The 22,191-nt window shown below is 74.3% G+C and carries 18 protein-coding genes; 12 read left to right on the plus strand and 6 right to left on the minus strand.

Translation table 11 applies throughout. The features are described 5' to 3' along the window. Positions 1-21 precede the first annotated feature (21 nt). Positions 22-1,833, plus strand: a complete 1,812-nt coding sequence (gene sucB, locus ACZ4MO_RS05720) for a 2-oxoglutarate dehydrogenase, E2 component, dihydrolipoamide succinyltransferase (RefSeq protein WP_175008425.1) — start codon at positions 22-24, stop codon at positions 1,831-1,833. A gap of 170 nt (positions 1,834-2,003) precedes the next feature. After that, positions 2,004-2,897, plus strand: coding sequence for a TIGR01777 family oxidoreductase (locus ACZ4MO_RS05725; RefSeq protein ID WP_175008424.1), 894 nt, complete (start codon positions 2,004-2,006; stop codon positions 2,895-2,897). A 91-nt stretch (positions 2,898-2,988) separates the two neighbouring features. Here the strand turns inward: ACZ4MO_RS05725 and ACZ4MO_RS05730 are convergent, their stop codons facing one another. Further along, complete coding sequence (locus ACZ4MO_RS05730) at positions 2,989-4,515, minus strand: hypothetical protein (RefSeq protein WP_175008423.1); 1,527 nt, start codon at positions 4,513-4,515, stop codon at positions 2,989-2,991. A gap of 93 nt (positions 4,516-4,608) precedes the next feature. After that, positions 4,609-5,649, minus strand: a complete 1,041-nt coding sequence (locus tag ACZ4MO_RS05735) for a Gfo/Idh/MocA family protein (RefSeq protein WP_175008422.1) — start codon at positions 5,647-5,649, stop codon at positions 4,609-4,611. Positions 5,650-5,812: 163 nt separating this feature from the next. Between ACZ4MO_RS05735 and ACZ4MO_RS05740 the strand changes: the two genes are divergently transcribed. Continuing rightward, positions 5,813-6,526 (plus strand): HNH endonuclease family protein, encoded by a 714-nt coding sequence (locus ACZ4MO_RS05740; protein ID WP_074809542.1) that lies wholly within the window; start codon positions 5,813-5,815, stop codon positions 6,524-6,526. Here the strand turns inward: ACZ4MO_RS05740 and ACZ4MO_RS05745 are convergent. Next, entirely contained in the window at positions 6,439-8,733 is a 2,295-nt protein-coding gene (locus tag ACZ4MO_RS05745; RefSeq protein WP_342779544.1) for an MMPL family transporter, read from the minus strand. The genes ACZ4MO_RS05740 and ACZ4MO_RS05745 overlap by 88 nt on opposite strands. A gap of 104 nt (positions 8,734-8,837) precedes the next feature. On the opposite strand from ACZ4MO_RS05745, the gene ACZ4MO_RS05750 reads away from it, so the two are divergent. The 5 genes from ACZ4MO_RS05750 to ACZ4MO_RS05770 all read left to right on the plus strand — a co-directional run bounded on the left by ACZ4MO_RS05750 (position 8,838) and on the right by ACZ4MO_RS05770 (position 13,301). Next, entirely contained in the window at positions 8,838-9,341 is a 504-nt protein-coding gene (locus tag ACZ4MO_RS05750) for a MarR family winged helix-turn-helix transcriptional regulator (RefSeq protein ID WP_255437090.1), read from the plus strand. A 9-nt stretch (positions 9,342-9,350) separates the two neighbouring features. Further along, entirely contained in the window at positions 9,351-10,022 is a 672-nt protein-coding gene (gene lipB, locus ACZ4MO_RS05755; protein WP_175008419.1) for a lipoyl(octanoyl) transferase LipB, read from the plus strand. An 82-nt stretch (positions 10,023-10,104) separates the two neighbouring features. Continuing rightward, positions 10,105-11,430 carry an MFS transporter gene (locus ACZ4MO_RS05760; protein WP_175008418.1) on the plus strand — a complete coding sequence of 442 codons (1,326 nt, stop codon included), beginning with the start codon at positions 10,105-10,107 and terminating at the stop codon, positions 11,428-11,430. Between the two features lie 106 nt (positions 11,431-11,536). Continuing rightward, positions 11,537-12,547, plus strand: coding sequence for a lipoyl synthase (lipA, locus tag ACZ4MO_RS05765; protein WP_175008417.1), 1,011 nt, complete (start codon positions 11,537-11,539; stop codon positions 12,545-12,547). Positions 12,548-12,557: 10 nt separating this feature from the next. After that, positions 12,558-13,301 (plus strand): DUF4191 domain-containing protein, encoded by a 744-nt coding sequence (locus tag ACZ4MO_RS05770; RefSeq protein ID WP_021480396.1) that lies wholly within the window; start codon positions 12,558-12,560, stop codon positions 13,299-13,301. Between the two features lie 103 nt (positions 13,302-13,404). Here the strand turns inward: ACZ4MO_RS05770 and ACZ4MO_RS05775 are convergent, their stop codons facing one another. Beyond that, complete coding sequence (locus tag ACZ4MO_RS05775) at positions 13,405-13,881, minus strand: RDD family protein (RefSeq protein WP_175008416.1); 477 nt, start codon at positions 13,879-13,881, stop codon at positions 13,405-13,407. A gap of 261 nt (positions 13,882-14,142) precedes the next feature. Between ACZ4MO_RS05775 and glnA the strand changes: the two genes are divergently transcribed. From glnA to ACZ4MO_RS05790, 3 genes are all read left to right on the plus strand, one after another. Beyond that, the gene (gene glnA, locus ACZ4MO_RS05780) at positions 14,143-15,567 is read left to right on the plus strand and encodes a type I glutamate--ammonia ligase (protein ID WP_175008415.1); all 1,425 of its coding nucleotides are present in this window, start codon (positions 14,143-14,145) and stop codon (positions 15,565-15,567) included. A gap of 702 nt (positions 15,568-16,269) precedes the next feature. Further along, positions 16,270-16,800 carry a hypothetical protein gene (locus ACZ4MO_RS05785; RefSeq protein WP_499278640.1) on the plus strand — a complete coding sequence of 177 codons (531 nt, stop codon included), beginning with the start codon at positions 16,270-16,272 and terminating at the stop codon, positions 16,798-16,800. A 162-nt stretch (positions 16,801-16,962) separates the two neighbouring features. Beyond that, positions 16,963-17,880, plus strand: coding sequence for a glycoside hydrolase family 19 protein (locus tag ACZ4MO_RS05790; RefSeq protein ID WP_175008413.1), 918 nt, complete (start codon positions 16,963-16,965; stop codon positions 17,878-17,880). A 99-nt stretch (positions 17,881-17,979) separates the two neighbouring features. Here ACZ4MO_RS05790 and ACZ4MO_RS05795 read toward each other — a convergent pair whose 3' ends face one another. Next, positions 17,980-19,725 (minus strand): FAD-dependent oxidoreductase, encoded by a 1,746-nt coding sequence (locus tag ACZ4MO_RS05795; protein WP_175008412.1) that lies wholly within the window; start codon positions 19,723-19,725, stop codon positions 17,980-17,982. Positions 19,726-19,843: 118 nt separating this feature from the next. Further along, positions 19,844-21,439: an SLC13 family permease gene (locus tag ACZ4MO_RS05800; protein ID WP_499278641.1), complete on the minus strand. Its 1,596-nt coding sequence runs from the start codon at positions 21,437-21,439 to the stop codon at positions 19,844-19,846. Positions 21,440-21,465: 26 nt separating this feature from the next. On the opposite strand from ACZ4MO_RS05800, the gene ACZ4MO_RS05805 reads away from it, so the two are divergent. After that, positions 21,466-22,173, plus strand: a complete 708-nt coding sequence (locus ACZ4MO_RS05805) for an NAD(P)-binding domain-containing protein (protein ID WP_175008411.1) — start codon at positions 21,466-21,468, stop codon at positions 22,171-22,173. Positions 22,174-22,191: the final 18 nt, after the last annotated feature.

The raw sequence follows: 22,191 nt of genomic DNA on the forward strand, positions 1-22,191 counted from the left end.
TCGAAGGAGACCAGGCAGGTCATGTCTGAGAACGTGCAGATGCCGGCCCTCGGCGAGTCCGTCACCGAAGGCACCGTCACCCGTTGGCTCAAGTCGGTCGGCGACACCGTCGCCGTCGACGAGCCGCTGCTCGAGGTCTCGACCGACAAGGTCGACACCGAGATCCCGTCGCCCGTCGCGGGCACGCTCGAGCAGATCCTCGTCCAGGAGGACGAGACCGTCGAGGTCGGCGCGAACCTCGCCGTGATCGGCGACGGCTCGGGCGGTGGCGGCTCCGCGCCCGCCCCCGCCGAGACCGAGACCGAGGCTCCGGCCCCGCAGGCCGAGCCGGAGCCCGAGCAGCCCGCCGCCCAGGAGGCGCCCGCCGCCCAGGCCCCGGCCGAGCAGCCCGCGTCGTCCGGCGACTCCGCCGGTGGCGGCGAGGAGATCAAGCTCCCGGCGCTCGGCGAGTCCGTCACGGAGGGCACCGTCACGCGGTGGCTCAAGTCGGTCGGCGACACCGTCGAGGTCGACGAGCCGCTGCTCGAGGTCTCGACCGACAAGGTCGACACCGAGGTCCCGTCGCCCGTCGCGGGCACCGTCCAGCAGATCCTCGTCCAGGAGGACGAGACGGTCGAGGTCGGCGCCGTGCTCGCGATCGTCGGCTCCGGTGCCGCCCCGGCCGCGGCCCCCGCCGCTCCGGCCGAGCAGCCCGCGCAGGAGGCTCCGAAGCAGGAGGCGCCGAAGCAGGAGGAGGCGCCGACCGAGGCGCGCACCCCGGCGAGCGAGGCGGACGTCCCCGCGCAGGCCGCGCAGGAGGAGACGCCCGCCCCGTCGACGAGCGCCCCCGCCACCGAGAAGCCGGCCGCGCCGTCGGCTCCGGGTGCGACCCCGGCCCCGGCCGCCAAGGCCGGTGGCACCTACCTCACGCCGCTCGTGCGCAAGCTCGCCGCGGACAAGGGCGTCGACCTCTCGTCCCTCACGGGCACGGGCGTCGGCGGACGCATCCGCAAGGAGGACGTGCTCGAGGCAGCCCGCAAGGCCGAGGAGGCCAAGGCGGCGCCCGCCGCTGCCGCCCCCGCCGCCCCCGCAGCCGGTGGCGCTCCGAAGAAGGCATCGGTCCCGGCGGTCTCCCCGCTGCGCGGCACGACCGAGAAGACGAGCCGCCTGCGCAAGCTCGTCGCGAGCCGCATGGTCGAGGCGCTGAGCACGCAGGCCCAGCTCACGACGGCGGTCGAGGTCGACGTCACGCGCGTCGCGGCCCTGCGCAACCGCGCCAAGGCGGACTTCAAGGCGCGCGAGGGTGCGAACCTCACGTTCCTGCCGTTCTTCACGCTCGCCGCGGTCGAGGCGCTCAAGGCCTACCCGAAGATCAACGCGACCTTCGCCGAGGACGAGATCACGTACCACGGCCAGGAGAACGTGGGCATCGCGGTCGACACCGAGCGCGGCCTCGTCGTCCCCGTCATCAAGGACGCGGGCGACCTCAACCTCGCCGGCATCGCGCGCAAGATCGCCGACCTCGGCGCGCGCACCCGGGCCAACAAGGTCGGCCCGGACGAGCTCGCGGGCGCGACGTTCACGATCACCAACACCGGCTCGGGCGGCGCCGTCTTCGACACGCCGATCGTCCCGGTGGGTCAGGTCGCGATCCTCGGCACGGGCACGATCACGAAGCGCCCCGTCGTCGTGACGGACGTGGACGGGAACGACACGATCGGCATCCGCTCGACGTGCTTCATCTTCCTGTCCTACGACCACCGCCTGGTCGACGGTGCGGACGCCGCGCGCTTCCTCACCACCATCAAGAACCGCATCGAGGAGGGCGCGTTCGAGGCCGAGGTCGGCCTCTGACGGACCCGCTCCGCGGCACCAGCCGCGCACGGCGCCGGACTGCTCCGACGCCACGCTGACGAGGGCCCCGACCGCGCACCGGTCGGGGCCCTCGCGCGTCCCTCCGTCCGCGCCGCGGGCGCGCCCCACGGACCGTGCCGAGTCCGCCACGGACCCGTAGCGTGTCCCCCATGGACATCGTCGTGGCTGGCTCGCACGGGCTCATCGGCACCGCTCTGCTCGAACGACTGCGCGAGGACGGTCACCACGTGCGCCGCCTCGTGCGCCGCGCACCGCAGACCTCGGACGAGCACGAGTGGGATCCCGACTCCGGCCGGCTGGACCCGGGCGCGCTCGCCGGGGCGGACGCCGTCGTCAACCTCGCCGGGGCGGGCATCGGCGACCACCGCTGGACGACGGCGTACAAGCGGACGCTCGTCACGTCCCGCACGCGCACCACCGGGCTGCTCGCCCGCACCCTCGCCGGGCTCGACTCGCCGCCACCGGTGTGGGTCCAGGGCTCCGCCATCGGGTACTACGGCGACCGGGGCGCCCAGGTGCTCACGGAGACGTCGGCGTCGGGCGACGGCTTCCTCGCGCGCCTGGTCCGCGAGTGGGAGGCCGCGACCGCTCCCGCCGAGCAGGCGGGGGTCCGTGTGGTGCACGCCCGCACCGGCATCGTCCTCTCCCCCGACGGCGGCGCGCTCGGCAGGCTGCTGCCCCTCCTCCGGCTCGGTGTCGGCGGACGCCTCGGCCCCGGGACCCAGTACTGGAGCTGGATCACGTTGCGCGACGAGGTCGCCGCGCTGCAGCACCTCCTCACCGCGCCCGTGCACGGTCCCGTCAACCTCTCCTCGCCGCACCCGGCGACCAACGCGGAGATCACCCGGGCGCTCGCGCGGGCGCTGCACCGCCCGGCCGTGCTCGCCGTGCCGTCGTTCGCCCTCCACGTCGCGCTGGGCGAGCTCGCGTCCGACATCCTCGGCTCCCAGCGCGCCCTGCCCACCGTGCTCGAGGCGAGCGGGTTCACGTGGTCCGACCCCGTCCTGGAGGACGCCGCGCGCCAGGTCGTCGAGAGCCGCTGACCGGCTCACCCCTCCGGCGGGCCCAGGGCGCCAGGACCCCGCACGCTCGACGACGGCCCGGCCGGCGGGTCGGCCGGGGACTCGGGCAGAGTCACCGTGCTTCGGCGACGCGCCACCCCGCGTCGGTCCAGCGCAGCACCAGGACGACCGTGGTCCACGGCGTGGCGGGCACCTGGACCTCGCCCGACGCGGTGCGCTGGCTGTGGGCAGCGATCGCGTAGTCCACCGCCACCGTCGCGTCCCCGGCGTCCTCTCCGGCACCGACGACGGGCGGCGTCCCGGGCTCGGCGTACCGGGCGTCGCCGACCTCGGCCCGCGCCCCGACCACGTCCACGCCGGCGAGCGCGGCGAGCAGCTCGGCGTCGCGCGCCTCCGCGGGCGAACCGGCGACCACCACCGCGGATAGGTCCCCCGAGCCGTCCGTGAGGAGCTCCAGCCGCCGCCCGGTGAGCGTGCGCGCCGCACCGAGCGGGTCGGCGCGGTCGAGCGTGGGGTCGGTCACCGGGTCCTCGGCGGACGCCGTGCGGGTGGTCGCGGGACCGTCGTCGCGCGCGGGCGAGGGCCACGGCGTGACGACCGCGAGCGCGACGACCACCGCGGCGACGAGCCCCGCGCACCCGACGAGGACAGCCGTGCGGCCGGTCCAGAGGCGCCGCCGGTCCGGGGGGCGGGAGTGCGCACCGGCCCTCGCCCCACGCCGGAGGCCGGACAGCGGCGCTCCGCGCCCCGGTCGCTCCGGGACGCGGCGGGGCGCTCGCGCCCCCCGGCGTCCGGGCGGCGCGGCGACCTCGTCACCGGCCACGCGCCGTCTCGGCACGACCGACGGGGGCTTGCGCCGGCCCGCCAGGGCGCCCGCGACGAGGCGGGCGGCGTCCGGCATGGCGATCGGTCGCGGCCCGACGGCGTCGTAGCAGCGTGCGGCGAACGTCCCCACGGCGGGACGAGCGGCCGGCTCGTCGCGGAGCGCGACAGCGAGCTCCGCGTGCAGCGCGGCGAGGGCGCGCGCCTCGTCGGCGTCGAGCGGCGCGGCGTGCGCGGGGTGGCTCGTCGCGGGCTGAGGGACGAGGCCGAGGACCGTGCGGGCGAGGTCGCGGACGTCGTCCGCGGTCGAGGCCGTCGTGGGCGCGAGGGGTGGGCGCAGCACGACCCTCCCGCCCGAGGTGACGACGACCGACGTGGCGTCCAGGCGACCGTGGCTGCGGCCCTCGCGGTGGAGCGCCGTCAGCGCCTGGGCGACCGGGACGAGGACCGTCACCGCCTCCCCCGCGCGGAGCGGCTCGCGCGCGGCGGCGAGCTCGTCGAGCCGCAGCCCGCCGACGTGGTCGAGGAGGACCGCGAGCGACGACTCGCCCGCCGCCACGACGCCGCGCACCACGGCGAGGTGCTCGTGCTCCTCGCCGAGCCCGCGCAGGTGCTCCACGAGTGCCGCCCGCTCCCCCGGGTCCTCGGGCACCGTGAGCAGCGCGACCTCGCACGCCGTCCCGGCGGCGTCGCACGCGACGGTCCCGCCGACCGCGCCCGGCTCTCGCCGCAGCGCCCACCCTGCCGCCGCGAGCACCGGTCCGAGGTCGGCGAGGGACGGCCCGGGCGGGCGCGGGCGACGGGACGACGACGGCATGGCCCCATCCCACCGCACGACACGCCCCGATTGCCGTCGTCCACAGGACGGATCTCACCCTGAGCGGGCGCGAGGGCTCGGCCGAGCGGCCCGTCACACCTCGAGCAGGCGACCCTCCCGGGCGCTGCGACGCGCGGCGTCGAGGACCTCGGCCGTGCAGACGGCGTCGCGCGGGTCGACCGGCACGGGGCCGTCGTCGAGCAGCCACGCCGCGACGGCGCGGTAGAAGTCCGCGTGCCCGCCGGGAGCCTGCGGCACGGGCTCACGCTCGCGCCCGCGCGTCACCCAGCCGAGGGTCCCCGCGGGCGCGGCGTCGTCGAACACCTCGAAGGGCGACGCGTCGTTCTCGAACGTCGTGACGACGTACGCGCCGCCCGTGCCGAGCACGCGCGTGCGCGGGCCGGGCGCACCGACGACGGACCCGGCCCACAGCCGGCTCACGACGGCGTTCCCGTCGGCGTCCGGGGCGTGGTGGAGCACGAGGAAAACGTCGTCCTCGGTGGGGGTCGTGTGCGAGCGGAGCTCGGCCCACACCCCGGTGACGGGCCCGAAGAGCTGCGTGGCCGAGTCGACGAGGTGCGGCCCGAGGTCGAGGAGGAGGCCGCCGCCGACGAGGTCGTTCTCCTTCCAGCGCTGCTGCGGCACGGGACGCCAGCGCTCCCAGCGGCGCTCGAACGTGTGGACCCGGCCGAGGTCGCCGCGGTCGAGCACGGACCGCAGCGTGAGCTGCTCCGGGTCCCAGCGGCGGTTCTGGAAGACGGTGAGCGGGGTCCCGGCCTGCTCGGCGGCGTCGACGACGGCGCGCGAGGCCGTGGCGCCCAGGGCGAGCGGCTTGTCCACCACGACGGGGACGCCCGCACGCGCGAGCGCGGTCGCGTGGTCGGCGTGCAGCGCGGACGGGCTGGCCACGACGACGACGTCGTAGGCCGCGCGGTCGGCGAGGAGCGCGTCGACGTCGTCGTGCAGGTGCACGCCGGGCCAGTCCTCCGCCGCCGCGGCGCGGCGCTCGGGCGAGCGCACGACGACGGCCGTGACGACGTGCCCCGCCTCGCGCACGAGCCGCGCGTGGATGCCGCGACCGGCCCCTCCGTACCCGACGATCCCGACCCTGAGCGTGCGTGCGGCGGTGTCCATGCGGACCAATCTAGCCGCGCCGCGGACGGGTGCCCGAGGCGTGCCGGGCGCGGGTCGGAGCACCCCGGGCGACCTGGCAGAATGTGCGCGTTGGTCCGATATGGAGCGCTGCGTACCGTCTCGCGGGGGTCGGGCCGAGAATCGGTTTCGGGAAGGTCGTCCCTTGAGCACCACGAGCCGCCAGGTCCCTCGTCGGAGCGTCCTGCGCTACGTCCTCATCGCCCTGGCGATCGCGATCGTCGTCGCGAACGTCGTCAACCAGCGGTCCGTCGCGGCGGACACCGACCCCGAGCCGGTCGCCGGGAGCGCGCTCGAGGCCCTCGCCGGGCTCGAGGTCAAGGGCCCCGGGCCGGACACCGGCTACGAGCGCGCGCTGTTCGGTCCGGCGTGGGCCGACGTCGACGGCAACGGGTGCGACACCCGCAACGACATCCTCGCGCGCGACCTGGCCGACCTGACCTTCTCGACGCGCGGGGACGTCTGCGAGGTCCGCACGGGCACCTTCGAGGACCCGTACACGGGCGAGACGATCGACTTCCGCCGCGGCAACGCGACGAGCGCAGCGGTCCAGATCGACCACGTCGTGCCCCTGCTCGACGCGTGGCGCAAGGGCGCCCGCGCCTGGGACGACGAGACGCGCCGAGAGTTCGCGAACGACCCCCTCAACCTGCTCGCGTCCGACGGCCCGGCGAACCAGTCGAAGGGCGCACGCGACGCGTCGGCCTGGCTGCCCCCGAACCACGCGTTCCGGTGCCCGTACGTCGCCCGGCAGATCGCCGTGAAGGCGGCCTACGAGCTCTCGGTCACGCCGTCGGAGTCCGAGGCGATGGCGCGCGTGCTGGCGGACTGCCCCGCCGAGCCGCTCCCGGCGGGCTGACCGGGCTCCCCCGGTCCGCGGTCCAGACGCCCGAGGGCGCTCGGCCACCAGGCGCGACGACCGACGTCGTGCACGAGGGCGGGCACGAGGAGCGACCGCACCACGAGGGTGTCGACGAGGACGCCGAACGCGACGATGAACGCGAGCTGGGCGAGGAAGAGCAGCGGGATGATCCCGAGCGCGGCGAACGTGGCCGCGAGCACGACGCCCGCCGACGTGATGACCGACCCCGTGACCGCGAGGCCGCGCAGCACGCCGCGCCGCGTCCCGACGCGCAGGCTCTCCTCGCGCACCCGGGTCATGAGGAAGATCGAGTAGTCCACGCCGAGCGCGACGAGGAAGCAGAACGCGTAGAGCGGGACGGCCGGGTCCGCGCCGGGGAAGTCGAGCACGTGGTTGAAGACGAGCGCGGCGACGCCGAGCGCGGCCCCGAACGACAGCACGTTCGCGAGCATGAGCAGGACGGGCGCGAGCACGGACCGCAGCAGCAGGACGAGGATCAGCAGGATCACGACCAGCACGACCGGCACGATGACCCGCAGGTCGCGCTGACCGGCGAGCTGGGTGTCCAGTCGCTCGGCCGCGGCTCCGCCGACGACCGCCTCGGGCGAGACCTCGTGCACGGCGTCGCGCAGCGCCGACACCGTCTGCACGGCCTCCTGGCTGTCGGACGGCGCCTCGGTCGTGACGTCGACGCGCACCTGCCCGTCGACGACGAGCGGGTCGCCCTGGGCGGGCGCACCGGGGGCGACGGCGGGCTGGTCCGTGACGGGCGTCGCCGCGGCGACGCCGTCCGTGCCCTCGGCCGCCGTGACGACGGCGTCGAGGTCCGCCTCGGGGGCGATGACGGTCGCCGGCTGCGCGGACACGCCCTCGAAGTGCGCGGTGAGCGCCTCCTCGCCCGCGACCGAGTCGACGTCCGCGAGGAACACCTCCGAGTCGCCGGTCCCCTCGGCGTCGAGGGTCGGCACGAACGCCGCGCACGCCGCCAGCACGAGCGCCGTGACGATCCACACGCGCCGGTCGTGGCGTCCGACGAAGCTCGCGACGCGCGACCACACTCCGTGCCCGTCGATGCTGACGCGGTCCTCGCTCTCGGGCGACGCCTCGGCCGCCGCGGCCTCGTGGGCCGCGTGGTCGGCGTCGTAGCGCGGCATGCGCGGCCAGAACAGCGCGCGGGACCGCTGCCCTGCGACGAGCAGGAGGGCGGGCAGGAGCGTGAGCGCGGCGACGAACGCGGCGGCGATGCCGATCGCGGCGACCGGGCCGAGGCTGCGGTTGGACGACAGGTCGGACAGGAGCAGGCAGAGCAGGCCCGCGACGACGGTGCCGGCGCTCGCGGCGATCGGCTCGACCGAGGCCCGCACGGCACGGCGCAGCGCCGTCGTCGTCGACCGGACGAGGCGCAGCTCCTCGCGGTAGCGCGCCACGACGAGCAACGAGTAGTCGACCGCGGCCCCGACGACGAGGATCGAGAGGATGCCCTGCGACTGGCCGTTGAGCGTCAGCACGTCCGCCGCCGCGAGCTCGTAGACGACGAGACCGGCGAGGGTCAGCGCGAGCACGGCCGTGAGGATGACGATGAACGGCAGGATCGGCGACCGGTAGACGACCGCGAGGATGACGAGCACCGCGCCGAGCGCGACGAGCAGCAGGACGGTGTCGATCCCGCCGAACGCGGTGACGAGGTCGGCGACGAAGCCGGCGGGGCCGGTGACCCACACGTCGAGCGACGTGCCGGCGAGGCCCCCGTCGGCCGCGTCCGCGGCGGCGAGGTCGCGCAGCGCGCCGACGGCGAGCTCGCTCACGCTGCTCTCGTCCGCCCCGATGCGGTCGGACGCGACGGACGCGTCGAGCGAGACGACGACGAGCGCCGCCTCCCCGTCCTCGGACGGCACCACGACCGGGTCGGCGATCGAGACGTCGCCCACGGTCGCGGGCTCGTCGCCCGAGGTTCCCTCGAGCGGTGCCCCGGGCACGGCCTGCGCGTAGGCGTCGAGCGCCGCGAGGTCGTCGGGCGTGAGCGCGCTCCCGTCACCGGTCGTCGCGACGACGAGCGCGGGCAGCGTCTCGGAGTCGGTGAACTCCTGCGCGACCTCGGCAGCGCGCGTCGACTCGGCGCTCGCCGGCAGGAACGCCGCGGCATCGTTGGTCTGCACGCTGCTCAGGCGACCCTGCGCCTGGCCGCCCAGTGCGCCGATGGCCATCCAGAGACCGATGACTGCGACAATGATCAGTCCGCGGAGGAACCCGCCCGTCCGATTGCTCAGCATGCTGAGGAATGGTGCCATGGTGGAAGGAGGAATGCACGTTGGAGCTTGCACCGAGGGATCGCACCGGGCCGCACGTCGACCCGGACGTCGGCGACCCCACCCCCGGAGACCCGCAGGAATGGGCCACCGGCCGCCTCCTCTTCGCCGTCGCGCGCCGGATCGAGCGGGAGTGGAACGCGCACCTCGGGCAGTGGGACCTCAACCACGCCGGCTTCCCCGTCCTCATGCACCTGCTCGCCGGGCCGCGGTCCCAGCGCGTCCTCGCGGACGAGTCGGGCGTCACGGAGCAGACCATGAGCCGGATCGTCGCGCGGCTGGAGCGGGCCGGCTACGTGACGCGCACCGGCGACCCGGCCGACCGCCGCCGTCGGGCCGTGGCCATCACGGACGCCGGGCGCGCGGCCGGGTTCGCCGCGGCGCGCCGCCGCCCCGCCGAGGACCTCGCGACCCGCGGACTCGACGACGACCAGGTCGCCGCGCTGCGCGGTGCGCTCCTCACGCTCCTCGAGACCCTCCCGCGCTCACCCGGCGACGAGCGTTAGCCTGGCCCGATGGACCTGCTCGCGCTGCCGGGGATCACGGACTACCACGAGGCCTGGGACCTGCAGCGCGCGGTGCACGACGACGTCGTCGCGGGCACGCGGCCGGACACCCTGATCCTCGTCGAGCACCCGGACGTCTACACGGCCGGGCGTCGCACGAACCGCTCGGACCGGCCCGACGACGGCACGCCCGTCGTGGACGTCGACCGCGGCGGCAAGATCACCTGGCACGGCCCGGGCCAGCAGGTCGTCTACCCGATCGTCCGGCTCGCCGAGCCCGTGGACGTCGTCGCGTACGTCCGGGCGCTCGAGGACGCCGTGATGGCGGTCTGCACCCGCCTCGGGCTCGCGACGATGCGCGTCGAGGGCCGCAGCGGGGTCTGGGTCGCGGCCGACGCGACCCGTCGCGAGCGCAAGGTCTGCGCGATCGGCGTGCGCGTCGCGCGCGGCGTGACGATGCACGGGCTGGCGCTCAACTGCGTCCCGGACCTGTCGCGGTTCGAGCGGATCATCCCGTGCGGCATCGAGGACGCCGACGTGACGTCCCTCACGGCCGAGCTCGGGCGCGAGGTGACGCTCGCCGAGGTCGCGCCGCTCCTCGTCGACGCGCTCGGGACGGCGCTCGTCCCGCTGCTCGCCGCAGACGCCGCGGACACCCCTCCGACCGCGCTCGCGGGATAGGCTGGGGGCTCCAGGGAATCCTCGCGCGCCGGAGTACGGGTGGGTCGGCGCGCGGCTGGACGACCCCGAGGACCTGGACCGCATGACCACCACCCCCGCGCGCGCGGCGTCGCGCCCCCGCACCCCCGCACCTCCCCCGCCCGACGGCGTGCCCGTCCGCACGGGCTACGCCCGGCTCCCCCAGCTCGCGGGCCGTGCGTTCCTCCCTGTCGCGTTCCTCGCGCGCCTGCCGTTCTCCATGCTGACGATCGGGACGCTGCTGCTCGTGTCGTCGACCACCTCGTCGGTCGCGCTCGGGGGCCTCGCGTCCGCCGCGACGGCGCTCGGGACGGCGCTCGGCGGCCCGACCCAGGGCGCGCTCGCCGACCGTGTCGGCCAGCGTCGCGTCCTGCTCGTCTGCGTGCCGGTCGCGACGGTCGCCGTGCTGGCCCTCGTGCTCTCGGCGTCCGCACCGGGCGCCACGGCCGCGGTGCTGCTCGCCGCGGCGGCGACGGGCGCGAGCGCTCCCCAGGTCGGTCCGCTGGCCCGCGTGCGCTGGCTGCGCCTCGCAGCCGACGAGCCGCGCACCGTCGAGGCCGCGATGAGCTACGAGAGCACGGCCGACGAGGTGAGCTTCGTCCTGGGGCCCGCCCTCGTGGGCGTCCTCGCATCGGCAGGCTCGCCGCAGGTCGCGGTGCTCGCCGCGGCCGGCGGCATCGCCGTGTTCGGCGCCGCGTTCGCGCTCCACCCGACAGCGCGCGCGACCGCGCCGCACGGCACCGGCCCGCACGGCACGACGGCCGGTGCCGCGGACGCCGGCGGGACGGCCGCGCTGGTGCGGCGCGAGGCGGTCGTGCTCGTCGGGATGCTCGCCATGGGCCTGCTGTTCGGCGGGACCCAGGCCGCGCTCACCGCGCTCACGCGCGACGCGGGCGTGCCGGGCAGCGCAGGGCTCGTGTACGCGGTCATGGGCGTCGGCTCCGCGATCACCGCGCTCTCCGTGGTCGCCCTGCCCCGGCGCTGGGGGCTGCGCAGCCGCTGGATCACGTTCGCGGCAGGGCTCCTGGTGGGCACCGCCGGTCTCGTGCTCGCGGCCGCGGGCGGCTCGTTGACCGCGGTCGTCGTCGCCGTGGCGGCGACCGGCCTGTTCGTCGGGCCGGTCATGGTCACGGTCTTCACGGTCGCCGGCGAGCGCGCGCCGGCCGGGCGCACGGCGTCGGCCATGACCCTCGTGGCCAGCGCGAACGTCGTCGGTGTCGCGATCGGCGCGTCCGGGGGCGGCGCGCTCGCCGACACCGTGTCGACGACGAGCGCGTTCGCGCTCCCCGTCGTCGCGGCGGTCCTGCTCGTCGTGACCGGGGTGTCGCTGACGTCACGTCCACAGGGTGAGCGACGCACGGGAGACGGCGAGCGCGAGCGCGTAGTCTGACCGGAGTCCGGCGTCGTACCAGGGCGCGCACCCGAACGGTGCGCCGCCCGCCCGCTTGGTGGGCGCGACGTCGGCGCTCACTCGCCACGACGACCGGGAGACACCCGTGACGATCGCACCTGAAGGACGGCGCATGCTGCGGGTCGAGGCCCGCAACGCCGCGACGCCGATCGAGAAGAAGCCCGAGTGGATCAAGACCCGCGCGACCATGGGCCCGGAGTACTCCGAGCTCAAGGGGCTCGTGAAGCGCGAGGGTCTGCACACGGTCTGCGAGGAGGCGGGCTGTCCCAACATCTTCGAGTGCTGGGAGGACCGCGAGGCGACCTTCCTCATCGGCGGCGACCAGTGCACGCGCCGGTGCGACTTCTGCCAGATCGACACGGGCAAGCCGGCCGACTTCGACGCGGACGAGCCGCGCCGCGTCGCGGAGTCCGTCCAGGCGATGGGCCTGCGCTACTCGACCATCACCGGCGTCGCGCGCGACGACCTGCCCGACGGCGGCGCCTGGCTCTACGCGGAAACCGTCCGCCAGATCCACGCGCTCAACCCGGGCACCGGCGTCGAGCTGCTCATCCCGGACTTCAACGCGATCCCCGAGCTGCTCGACGAGGTGAACGGGTCCCGGCCCGAGGTCCTCGCGCACAACCTCGAGACGGTGCCGCGGATCTTCAAGCAGATCCGGCCCGGCTTCCGGTACGAGCGCTCGCTGTCCGTGCTCACGCGGGCGCGCGAGGCCGGGCTCGTCACCAAGTCGAACATCATCCTCGGCATGGGCGAGACGATCGACGAGGCGAAGGAGGCGCTGCAGGACCTGCACGACGCCGGCTGCGACCTCGTGACGATCACGCAGTACCTGCGCCCCTCGCTGCGGCACCACCCCGTGGACCGCTGGGTGAAGCCGGAGGAGTTCGTCGAGCTGTCGGACGCCGCCGAGGCCATCGGGTTCCTCGGCGTCATGTCCGGCCCGCTCGTGCGGTCGTCGTACCGCGCCGGGCGCCTCTGGGGCCAGGCCATGACGCGCCGCGGCATGGAGATCCCCGCCGCGCTCGCGCACCTCGCCGAGCCGACGACGTCCCGCCAGGAGGCCGCGAGCCTGCTGGCCCGCGCACCCCACTAGACTGACCGGCATGGCCCGCAAGAACTCGGACAGCACCGGCGCGCCCGCCGCCGGCGAGCAGGTCGCGAAGCAGAAGAAGCCCAAGAAGCAGCGCTGGTACCACCAGGTGTGGGCCGCCTACCAGATGACCCGCAAGCAGGACCCGGCGGTCACGTGGGTCATGCTCGGCGTGTTCGTCGGCATCCTCGCCGTCGCGCTGGGCATCGGCCTGTGGTGGGGCCAGTGGGTCTACACGCTGATCGTCGGCATCCCGTTCGCGGCGCTGGGCGCGATGTTCGTGCTCACGCGTCGCGCCGAGCGCGCCGCCTACCAGCAGATCGAGGGCCAGCCCGGCGCCGCGCGCGCCGCGCTCGGCACGATCCGCCGCGGGTGGACGTTCGACGAGGAGCCCGTCGCGATCGACCCCCGCACGCAGGACCTCGTGTTCCGCGGCGTCGGGCGCGCGGGCGTCGTGCTCGTGAGCGAGGGCCCCCCGCACCGCGCGAAGCGCCTGCTCGACGCCGAGCGCAAGCGCGTCGCGCGGGTGCTGCCGAACGTGCCGGTCACCACGATCCAGGTCGGCGACGGCGAGGACCAGGTGGCGCTGCCCAAGCTCCCCCGCGCCGTCCAGAAGCTCAAGCCGACCCTCACGAAGCCCGAGACGGCGGAGGTCTCCAAGCGCCTGCGCGCGCTCGGCGTCTCGCGCCTGCCGATCCCCAAGGGGATCGACCCGACGCGGGCCCGCCCCGACCGCAAGGGCCTCAAGGGTCGCTGACGCGACACCCGCACACCACGACGACGCCCGGTCGGCGAGGATCCCTCCTCTGCCGGCCGGGCGTCGTCGTGCATGGGGGGGGCGGGGATCCGGCCGCCCGCGGTCAGGAGCGGACGAGCACCGTGCCCGCGGCGCGGTCGTGCAGGCCACGACCGTCGGCGTCCCAGACGACGGCCGGGATGACGAGGCACAGCAGGACCGTGCGCAGCACGCCGCGGCCGAGACCGACCATGCGCGCCGGCTCGGCGAGGCGCCGGACCCGGATCCCCATGACGCGGTGGCCGACGGTGAACCCGAGCGTGCTCACGAGCAGCACGTTCTCGATCGCGAAGACCAGCGGCTGCGACCAGACCGGCAGGGCCGAGATGCCCTCGAAGAAGCCCGGCGCGGCGGGGCGGAAGAAGAGGAACGCGACCAGGGTCGCGAGGACCCAGTCGATGGCCAGCGCGACGACGCGCCGTCCGAGCGTCGCGAGGGAGCCCGGGCCCTCCGGCGGGAGGCCGAGCCGCGCGCCGCGACCGGTGTGCTGGTCGCCCGGGGCGCCCTCGAGCCACGAACCCATGTCCTCGCGTGAAACCACGGGACCAGCGTACGTGCCACGCGGTGGACGGGACGCCCTCCGGCCGCCGGACGGCGGTATCGTGCCGAACGGCACACCGACCCCACGTCGGCTGCCGCGCGCCCTCGTGTCGCACGATCGTCACACGGGGACGCGGGACGTAACACGACCGAAACAAGGGGTACACCGTAGGGAAACCGCCCCGGCCTAGGTTCGTGGGCGCCACGTCAGCGGCTCGTCCGCCGCGCAGCCCGACGGCACCACCCGATCAAGGAGCAACGGATGTTCAACAACGCGGAGGAGGCAATCGCCTTCACGCGGAACGAAGGCGTCGAGTTCGTCGACGTCCGGTTCTGCGACCTGCCCGGCATCATGCAGCACTTCAACATCCCCGTCTCGCAGTTCGACGAGTCGGCGTTCGAGGACGGCCTGATGTTCGACGGGTCGTCGATCCGCGGCTTCCAGGCGATCCACGAGTCGGACATGAAGCTCGTGCCGGACGTCAAGACCGCGTTCGTGGACCCGTACCGCAAGCGCAAGACGCTCGTCGTGAACTTCTCCATCGTCGACCCGTTCACGGGCGAGCCGTACTCCCGCGACCCCCGCAACATCGCGGCCAAGGCCGAGGCGTACCTGCGCTCGACCGGCATCGCGGACACGGCGTTCTTCGCGCCCGAGGCCGAGTTCTACCTCTTCGACGAGGCGCGCTTCGCGACGAACCAGCACTCGAGCTTCTACTACCTCGACTCCATCGAGGCGGCGTGGAACACGGGCCGCGAGGAGGAGGGTGGCAACCTCGCGTACAAGACGCGCTACAAGGGCGGCTACTTCCCCGTCTCCCCGTCCGACCGCTTCGCGGACCTGCGCGACGAGATGTGCGCGACGCTGGAGAAGGTCGGCCTCGAGGTCGAGCGCGCGCACCACGAGGTGGGCACCGCCGGCCAGCAGGAGATCAACTACCGCTTCAACACGCTGCTGCACGCGGCCGACGACCTGATGAAGTTCAAGTACGTCATCCGCAACGAGGCGTTCGAGGCCGGCAAGTCCGTCACGTTCATGCCGAAGCCGATCTTCGGCGACAACGGCTCGGGCATGCACTCGCACCAGTCCCTGTGGAAGGACGGCAAGCCGCTGTTCTTCGACGAGAAGGGCTACGGCGGTCTCTCCGACCTCGCGCGCTGGTACATCGGCGGCCTGCTCAAGCACGCGCCGTCGCTGCTCGCCTTCACCAACCCGTCGGTGAACTCCTACCACCGCCTGGTCCCCGGCTACGAGGCCCCGGTCAACCTGGTCTACTCGGCCCGCAACCGCTCCGCGTGCATCCGCATCCCGGTGACCGGCTCGTCCGCCGCCGCGAAGCGCGTCGAGTTCCGCGTGCCGGACCCGTCGGCCAACCCGTACCTCGCGTTCGCCGCGCAGCTCCTCGCCGGCATCGACGGCATCAAGAACCGCATCGAGCCGCCGGAGCCGATCGACAAGGACCTGTACGAGCTGCCGCCGGAGGAGCACGCGCAGATCCAGCAGGTCCCCGGCTCGCTCTCCGAGGCGCTGGACAACCTCGAGGCCGACCACGAGTTCCTCACGCAGGGCGACGTGTTCACGCCGGACCTCATCCAGACGTGGATCGACTACAAGCGCACCAACGAGATCGACCCGATCCGCCTGCGCCCGCACCCGCACGAGTTCGAGCTCTACTACGACATCTGAGTCCCTGGTCTGACCCGACCTCGGAGCTCCACGGCCCCCGTCCGTGGTGAGCGTCTCGCGACGCCCACCACGGGCGGGGGCCGTTCTCCGTCGCCCCGGTCGTAGGGCGACCCGCCTGCGAGTCTCAGTCGAGACGCGACGCCGGCACCGCGGGGCTCGACCTGCCGGAACGCGCTCTCGAGCGACGCAGCGACGGTCGCGTCGACGGCGACGTGTCGTTCGGCGCGGCCCACCCGCTCGGCCTTGCCGCGTCTCGTCGCGCCGTCGTGGCCGACGCGACCCTGCCCCGGTGGACGCAAGGAAGCAGCGGGGACGCCGTGGCCGATCGACGCTCGGAGACCGCGCTCGAGTGCTCCCCCCGTGGGCTCTCGCCAGGACGAGAAGCTGCTGGTCAGAAGCCTGACCGTCCCGGGTAGACTGCCGGGTCACCGCCGGCAGGGCGGCCTCGCCTCGCGCGGACCGGAGACTCAGGGGGAACTCGTGCGAACACGAGCCGGCATTCTGGTGGGCTTCGCCCTCGGTGCGATCTTCTCCGTGTCCGGATGCACCTCGACAGGGACCACTGAGGTGGAGAGGCCCGTCAGCGATCAAGCACCGACGCCTCCCTCGGCGTCGCCCCGAGCGAGCGAGACCACGTCCGGCCAGGAGGCGCCTGACGGCCCTGACGGCGGCGGCGACCGCACCGGCGAGCAAGGAGCCGAGGTGCCCGGCGAGGAGCCCGAGGGCGGCGAGACCACGGTGACGACGCTCCGACAGTCGGGCACGACGACTCCTCTCGTCGCCCGCAGTGCGTGGCAGGGAGTGGCCGAGTACGGCCCGTGCACACTCTCGCAGAGCACCGACCCGGGCGGCGTCGATCCCCGTGCCGATCAGTACGGGGTCTCTCAGGAGCTTCTCTCCGCGCTCCGAGAGTCCGACGAGGGGGCTGACCCATCGGCGCTGCGGAACGTCCTGCTTCCGCTGACGTCACAGCCGGGCGCGGGGACGGTGGGAGTGAACGCGCTGGCTCAGGACTGGGACGCATCGACCCGGCGAGGCCCGGTGGCCGTCAGGGGCGTCACGCGAGCGATCACCACGCAGGGCTTTTCGGGCGACCGGACGACCGACGTCGTGCAGCTGGCCTTCGAGTGCCCGCGGGTCATCGACGAGTCGGCCTGGACGAGCGCTCTCGAGGATCTCCGGGTCACCGTTCCTGCGCAGCCGGAGAGACCCGGCCAGTGGCCTACCGCCTGAGAGGCGATCGGCCGCGTCGTGGCGGCGCCCTCGAGGTGACCGAGCGATCGCTCGTTGGTGCAGGCGCGGATGCTCGCCTCAGTGACTCTTGTCGCGCGGCGGCGTGGCGCGCTAGGTTTGCGAGCGGCGGTAACGATGCCGCCCGCAACAGCAGGGGGATTCATGAGCACTCGCTTCCGGCGCGCCCTCACCACCGTCGTCTCCGTCCTCACCTCGGCGGTCCTCACCGTGTCCGTCACCGCACCGGCGGGCGCGGCCACGGGTCCCTCCCCCGCGGGTGCCGACCAGGCCGCGAGCGCCACCGCGTGCGCCGCGACGTGGTCGCCGACGACCGCCTACACCGGCGGGAAGACGGCGTCGCACCACGGGCGGAACTGGACGGCCCGGTGGTGGACCCAGCGCGAGACGCCGGGGTCGACGAGCGTCTGGGTGGACGCGGGCCGGTGCACGGGCGGCGGGGACGACTTCGTGGTGAGCCGCGCGGAGTTCGACGCGATCTTCCCGAAGCGGCATCCGTTCTACACGTACGACGGGTTCGTCGACGCGCTGGGCGCGTACCCGGCGTTCGCCAGCACGGGGACGCCGGAGACCCGGACGCGCGAGGCCGCGGCGTTCCTCACGCACGCGGACTTCGAGTCGGTCGGGCTGCGGTACGTGAAGGAGATCAACGAGGCGAACTACTGGATCAAGTGCGACGACGAGCAGCCGTTCGGCTGCCCGGCCGGCCAGACGGCCTACTACGGGCGGGGGCCGATCATGTTCAGCTGGAACTTCAACTACAAGGCCGCCGGCGACGCTCTGGGCATCGATCTCCTCAACGACCCGTGGCTCGTCGAGGAGGACCCGTCCGTCGCGTGGCAGACCGCGCTCTGGTACTGGAACACCCAGAACGGGCCCGGCGTGATGACGTCGCACCAGGCGATGGTGTCCGGCGCAGGCTTCGGCCAGACGATCAACTCGCTCAACGGGGCGCTCGAGTGCGGCGGCGGCAACCCGGCGTCGGTGCAGTCGCGCGTGGACCGCTACGTGCGGATCACCGAGGTGCTGGGCGTGGCCCCGGGCTCGGGCCTGACCTGCTGAGCGGTCCGGACCGCGGCGTGGGCGGCCGGTCGGCCGCAGCACGTCCGGCGGCGTGAGCGGCGGGTGCGGTGCACGCAGGGGGCGCACCGCACCTGCCGGTCAGCCGCCGACCCCGGCGGCCACCGGCGTGTCCTCCGCCCCGGACGCCGAACCGGCGTCGGGCGCAGGCGCGGGCGCGGGTGCAGAGGCAGGCTCTGGCCGCACGACGTGGGACGACGGCAGCCCCGCGCCGGGGCGGAACCCGGCGTAGTGCTCGGCCTCCGCGCGGGCGCACTCGTCCTGGTAGACGTGCCCGCCACCGAGGTACACGGCGATCTCCTCGCGCTTGCCGGGCACGTTCCCGCCCACGAACCAGGCGCCCGCCTTCCTGCCCTCCTCGTACATGACGGTCGCGCGGGCCGCGCGCTCGGTCTCCGCGCGCCACCACTCCTCGGCCTCGGGCGTGGCCTCGAGCCGGTCGACGCCGTGCTCGCGCGCGTACGCGAGGGCGCGCTGGAGCCACTGCGCGCCGCGCTGGACGGGCACCGTGAGGTTGGACAGCGGCGTCTGCGGCCCGAGCGACATGAAGAAGTTCGGGAAGCCGTGGACGGAGATGCCGAGGTAGGTGCGCAGACCGTCGCGCTCCCAGCGCTCGCGCAGGGTGACGCCGTCCCGCCCGACGACGTCGAACGCGGTGAGCGCCCCGGTCATGGCGTCGAAGCCGGTGGCGAGCACGAGCACGTCGAGCGCGTGCTCGGCCTCCCCCACGACGACCCCGCGCGGCGTCACGCGCGTGATCGGCGTGGTCAGCACGTCGACGAGCTCGACGTTCGCGCGGTTGTACGCCGCGTAGTAGCCGTGTCCCGTCGGGGGTCGCTTGCCCAGGAAGCGATACGTCGTCGGGCTCAGCAGGCGGGCCGTCTCCGGGTCGTCGACGACCTCGCGGATCCTGCCGCGCAGGAACTCGGACGCGAGCTCGCTCGCCTCGGGGCTGGACACGAGGTCCGTGAAGCACTCGTTGGCGAACCGGAAGCCGCCCGCCTCCCAGCGGGACTCGAAGACCCGGCGGCGCTCCTCGTCGTCGACCTCGAGCGCGGACCGCGTGGGGATCTCCATGGGCACGCCGAAGGGATGGCGCACCGCGCGCTCGAAGACCTCGTCGTACCGGGCGCGCAGGGCGGCGAGCTCGTCGGCCGTGACTGCGGGGCTCGTCGTCTCCAGCACGTAGTTAGGGGTGCGCTGGAAGACGGTGACGTGCTCCGCCGCCGCCGCGAGCTCGGGCAGCATCTGGATCCCCGAGGCTCCGACCCCGAGCAGGCCCACGCGCTTGCCCGTCAGGTCGACGCTCTCGTGCGGCCAGCGGGCCGAGTGGTGGACCGGCCCGGCGAACGAGTCGAGCCCGGGCAGGTCGGGGTACAGGGGCCGGGAGAGCAGGCCGGTCGCGGAGACGACGTACGTCGCGCGCAGCCGCGAGCCGTCGGCGAGGGTGAGCGTCCAGAGGTTCGTCGCGTCGGAGTGCTCGGCCTGCTCGACGGCGACGCCGAGCTGGATGTCGCGGCGCAGGTCGAGCCGGTCGGCGACGAACTCGAGATAGGCACGGATCTCCTCGCCGCGCGGGTAGCGCTCGGACCAGTCCCACTCCTCGCGCACCTCGCGCGAGAACGAGTACGCGTACGCGAGGTACTCGGAGTCGGTCCGCACGCCCGGGTAGCGGTTCGCCCACCAGGTGCCGCCGATCCCGTCGGCGGCGTCGACGACGAGGACGGACAGACCGATCTCGCGCAGGTGGTGCAGCATCGCCAGGCCCGAGTAGCCCGCCCCGATGACGACTGCGTCGTAGAGCGCGCCGTTCGTGGTCTTCCCCATGGACGACTCCCCCGTGTCAGGTGCGTCGTCGCAGGCCCGGTGCCCGCGCGACGCGGTATACCGTGCCACGACCTGCGACGTCGTGCCAGGGTGACCGCGGGACGGTCGTCGCTCGCGCTCAGAACGGCCAGACGAGCGGCACGTACAGGACCGCGGCCGCGAGGAAGACGAGGGCGAGCGGCAGGCCGAGGCGCCAGTAGTCGCCGAACCGGTACCCGCCGGGCTGCAGGACCATGAGGTTGACGGGCGTGGCGATCGGGGTGAGGAACGCCGCCGCACCGGCGACGGTGAGCGCCATCATGAACGGCAGCACGCTCACGTCGAGCGTCTGCGCGAACGACACCGCGACGGGCGCCATGACGAGGACCGTCGCCACGTTCGAGATGAACTGCCCGAGCACGAGCGTGAGCAGGCACACCACGAGCAGCGCGAGGCGTGGCGACCCGTCGCCCGTGAGCCGGAGCACGAGCCCGGCGATCGCCTCCGCCGCCCCGGACGAGACGAACGCCGCGGACAGCGGGATGAGCGCCGCGATGAGCACGACGGTGTCCCACGAGATCGCGCGGAACGCCTGCGGCACGGTGACGACGCCGGTCACCACGAGCGCGCCCGCGGCGAGCAGGCCGGCGATGACGGGCGGGACGACGCCCGTCGCGAGCAGCACGATGGTCACGACGAGCACGGCGAGGCAGCGCCGCCACCCGCGGCCCAGCGGGACGCCGCGCTGGAGGCTGCGCGCCGAGTCGACCGCGAGCACGTCCGGCGACTGCGTGTACCGGTGGAGCGCGTCCCACGGGCCGCGCACGAGCACGGCGTCGCCAGGCTGGAGGGTCAGCGTCCCGGACGCCCGCTCGGCGTCGGACGCCGACGGGTGCCCCTCTCCGCGGCGCAGGGCGACGACGACGAGCCCCTCGTCACGCGTCGTCATGCCCGGGCTGACGGTGCGCCCCACGAGGGACGAGCGCGGCGCGATGACGACCTCGACGACCCCGGTGCCGCCGGTGAACAGGCGACCGGTGTCGAGATCGGGCGTGTAGCTCTCGCGCCACGAGCGCACGCGCTCGCGCGGGTCGGTCGCGGTGTCGGCTAGGTGCTCGGGCACGCGCTCGGGCAGCAGCCGGTCGCCGAGCGTCACGACGAGCACGGCCGTGGCGAGGACGAGGGGTACGCCGACGAGCGCGAACTCGAAGTAGCCGAACTCGCGGCCGCCGGCCTCCGCCGCCGCCTCGGAGACGATGATGTTCACGGGCGTGCCCGTGAGGGTGAGCAACGACCCCGCGCCGGCGGCGAACGCGAGCGGGATGAGCATGCGCGACGGCACGATGCCGGCGCGCGCCGCCGCGACCACCGCGACGGGGAGCAGCGCCGCGACGGCGCCGTTGATGCTGATGACCGCCGCGAGCAGCGCCGCGACGCCCACCATGAGCGTGAGCAGGCCCGCGCGCCCGAGCGACGCGCGCCGCTCGAGCCACTGCCCGATCCACGCCGTGACGCCGGTCGCGTCCAGCGCCTCGCTGAGCACGAAGAGCGACGCGATGAAGAGCACGATCGGGTCGCTGAAGCCGCCCAGCGCCTCGTCGATCGGGAGCACGCCCGTCGCCCACAGCGCGACGGGCACGAACAGCGCGACGACGACGAGCGGCAGGCGGTTCGTCATGAAGCCCACGACGGCGAGCGCCAGGATCGCGAACGTGGCGACCAGCGGGTCGATCATGGGGCCCCCTCTCGGACGTCGTCAGGATGCCACAACGGCCCGGACGACGAGGCGGGCGGAATAGTGACGCCGCGGGTGCGTTGTCGATGACCATGACGACTCTCGGGATCATCGGCGCAGGCAACATCGGCTCCCAGGTGGCGCGGGCCGCCGTCGGGCAGGGGTACGACGTGGTCATCGCGAACTCGCGCGACCCCCGCACGCTCGACGACCTCGTGGCGGAGCTCGGGCCGCGGGCGCGCGCGGCGACCGCGGAGGAGGCGGCGCGGGCCGCCGACGTCGCCGTCGTGGCGGTGCCGTTCCACGCCTACCGCGACGTCCCGGTCGAGCCGCTCGCGGGGAAGATCGTGATCGACACGAACAACTACTACTGGGAGCGCGACGGCCACGTCGAGGCGCTCGACCGCGGCGAGACGACGTCGTCGGGCCTGCTCCAGGAGCACCTGCCGGCGTCGAAGGTGGCGAAGGCGTTCAACCACATCCAGGCGCCGCACATCACGACCGACGGCACGCCCGCCGGGACGCCGGGCCGCCGCGCGCTGGCGACGTCGAGCGACTTCCCCGAGGCCGCCGCGTGGGTCGAGCGGTTCTACGACGAGCTCGGCTTCGACACCGTCGACACGAGCCCGCTCGCGGAGTCGTGGCGCGTCGAGCGCGACCGCCCCGCGTACGTCGCGCGGCAGGACGCCGACGAGCTGCGGGCCAACCTCGCGCGCGCCCCGCGCACGATCTGACCGTCCCCGCACGGCCCC

It is taken from the genome of Sphaerisporangium cinnabarinum (genome assembly GCF_055567015.1).

Excerpts from the sequence above, each read along its gene's own strand:
- ACZ4MO_RS05760 (WP_175008418.1), top strand. The coding sequence starts at position 10,105 with ATGACCACCACCCCCGCGCGCGCGGCGTCGCGCCCCCGCACCCCCGCA.
- ACZ4MO_RS05795 (WP_175008412.1), bottom strand. The coding sequence starts at position 19,725 with ATGGGGAAGACCACGAACGGCGCGCTCTACGACGCAGTCGTCATCGGG.
- ACZ4MO_RS05725 (WP_175008424.1), top strand. The coding sequence starts at position 2,004 with ATGGACATCGTCGTGGCTGGCTCGCACGGGCTCATCGGCACCGCTCTG.
- ACZ4MO_RS05800 (WP_499278641.1), bottom strand. The coding sequence starts at position 21,439 with ATGATCGACCCGCTGGTCGCCACGTTCGCGATCCTGGCGCTCGCCGTC.
- ACZ4MO_RS05805 (WP_175008411.1), top strand. The coding sequence starts at position 21,466 with ATGCCACAACGGCCCGGACGACGAGGCGGGCGGAATAGTGACGCCGCG.
- sucB (WP_175008425.1), top strand. The coding sequence starts at position 22 with ATGTCTGAGAACGTGCAGATGCCGGCCCTCGGCGAGTCCGTCACCGAA.
- ACZ4MO_RS05735 (WP_175008422.1), bottom strand. The coding sequence starts at position 5,649 with ATGGACACCGCCGCACGCACGCTCAGGGTCGGGATCGTCGGGTACGGA.
- ACZ4MO_RS05745 (WP_342779544.1), bottom strand. The coding sequence starts at position 8,733 with ATGGCCATCGGCGCACTGGGCGGCCAGGCGCAGGGTCGCCTGAGCAGC.
- ACZ4MO_RS05770 (WP_021480396.1), top strand. The coding sequence starts at position 12,558 with ATGGCCCGCAAGAACTCGGACAGCACCGGCGCGCCCGCCGCCGGCGAG.
- ACZ4MO_RS05730 (WP_175008423.1), bottom strand. The coding sequence starts at position 4,515 with ATGCCGTCGTCGTCCCGTCGCCCGCGCCCGCCCGGGCCGTCCCTCGCC.
- glnA (WP_175008415.1), top strand. The coding sequence starts at position 14,143 with ATGTTCAACAACGCGGAGGAGGCAATCGCCTTCACGCGGAACGAAGGC.
- lipB (WP_175008419.1), top strand. The coding sequence starts at position 9,351 with ATGGACCTGCTCGCGCTGCCGGGGATCACGGACTACCACGAGGCCTGG.
- ACZ4MO_RS05790 (WP_175008413.1), top strand. The coding sequence starts at position 16,963 with ATGAGCACTCGCTTCCGGCGCGCCCTCACCACCGTCGTCTCCGTCCTC.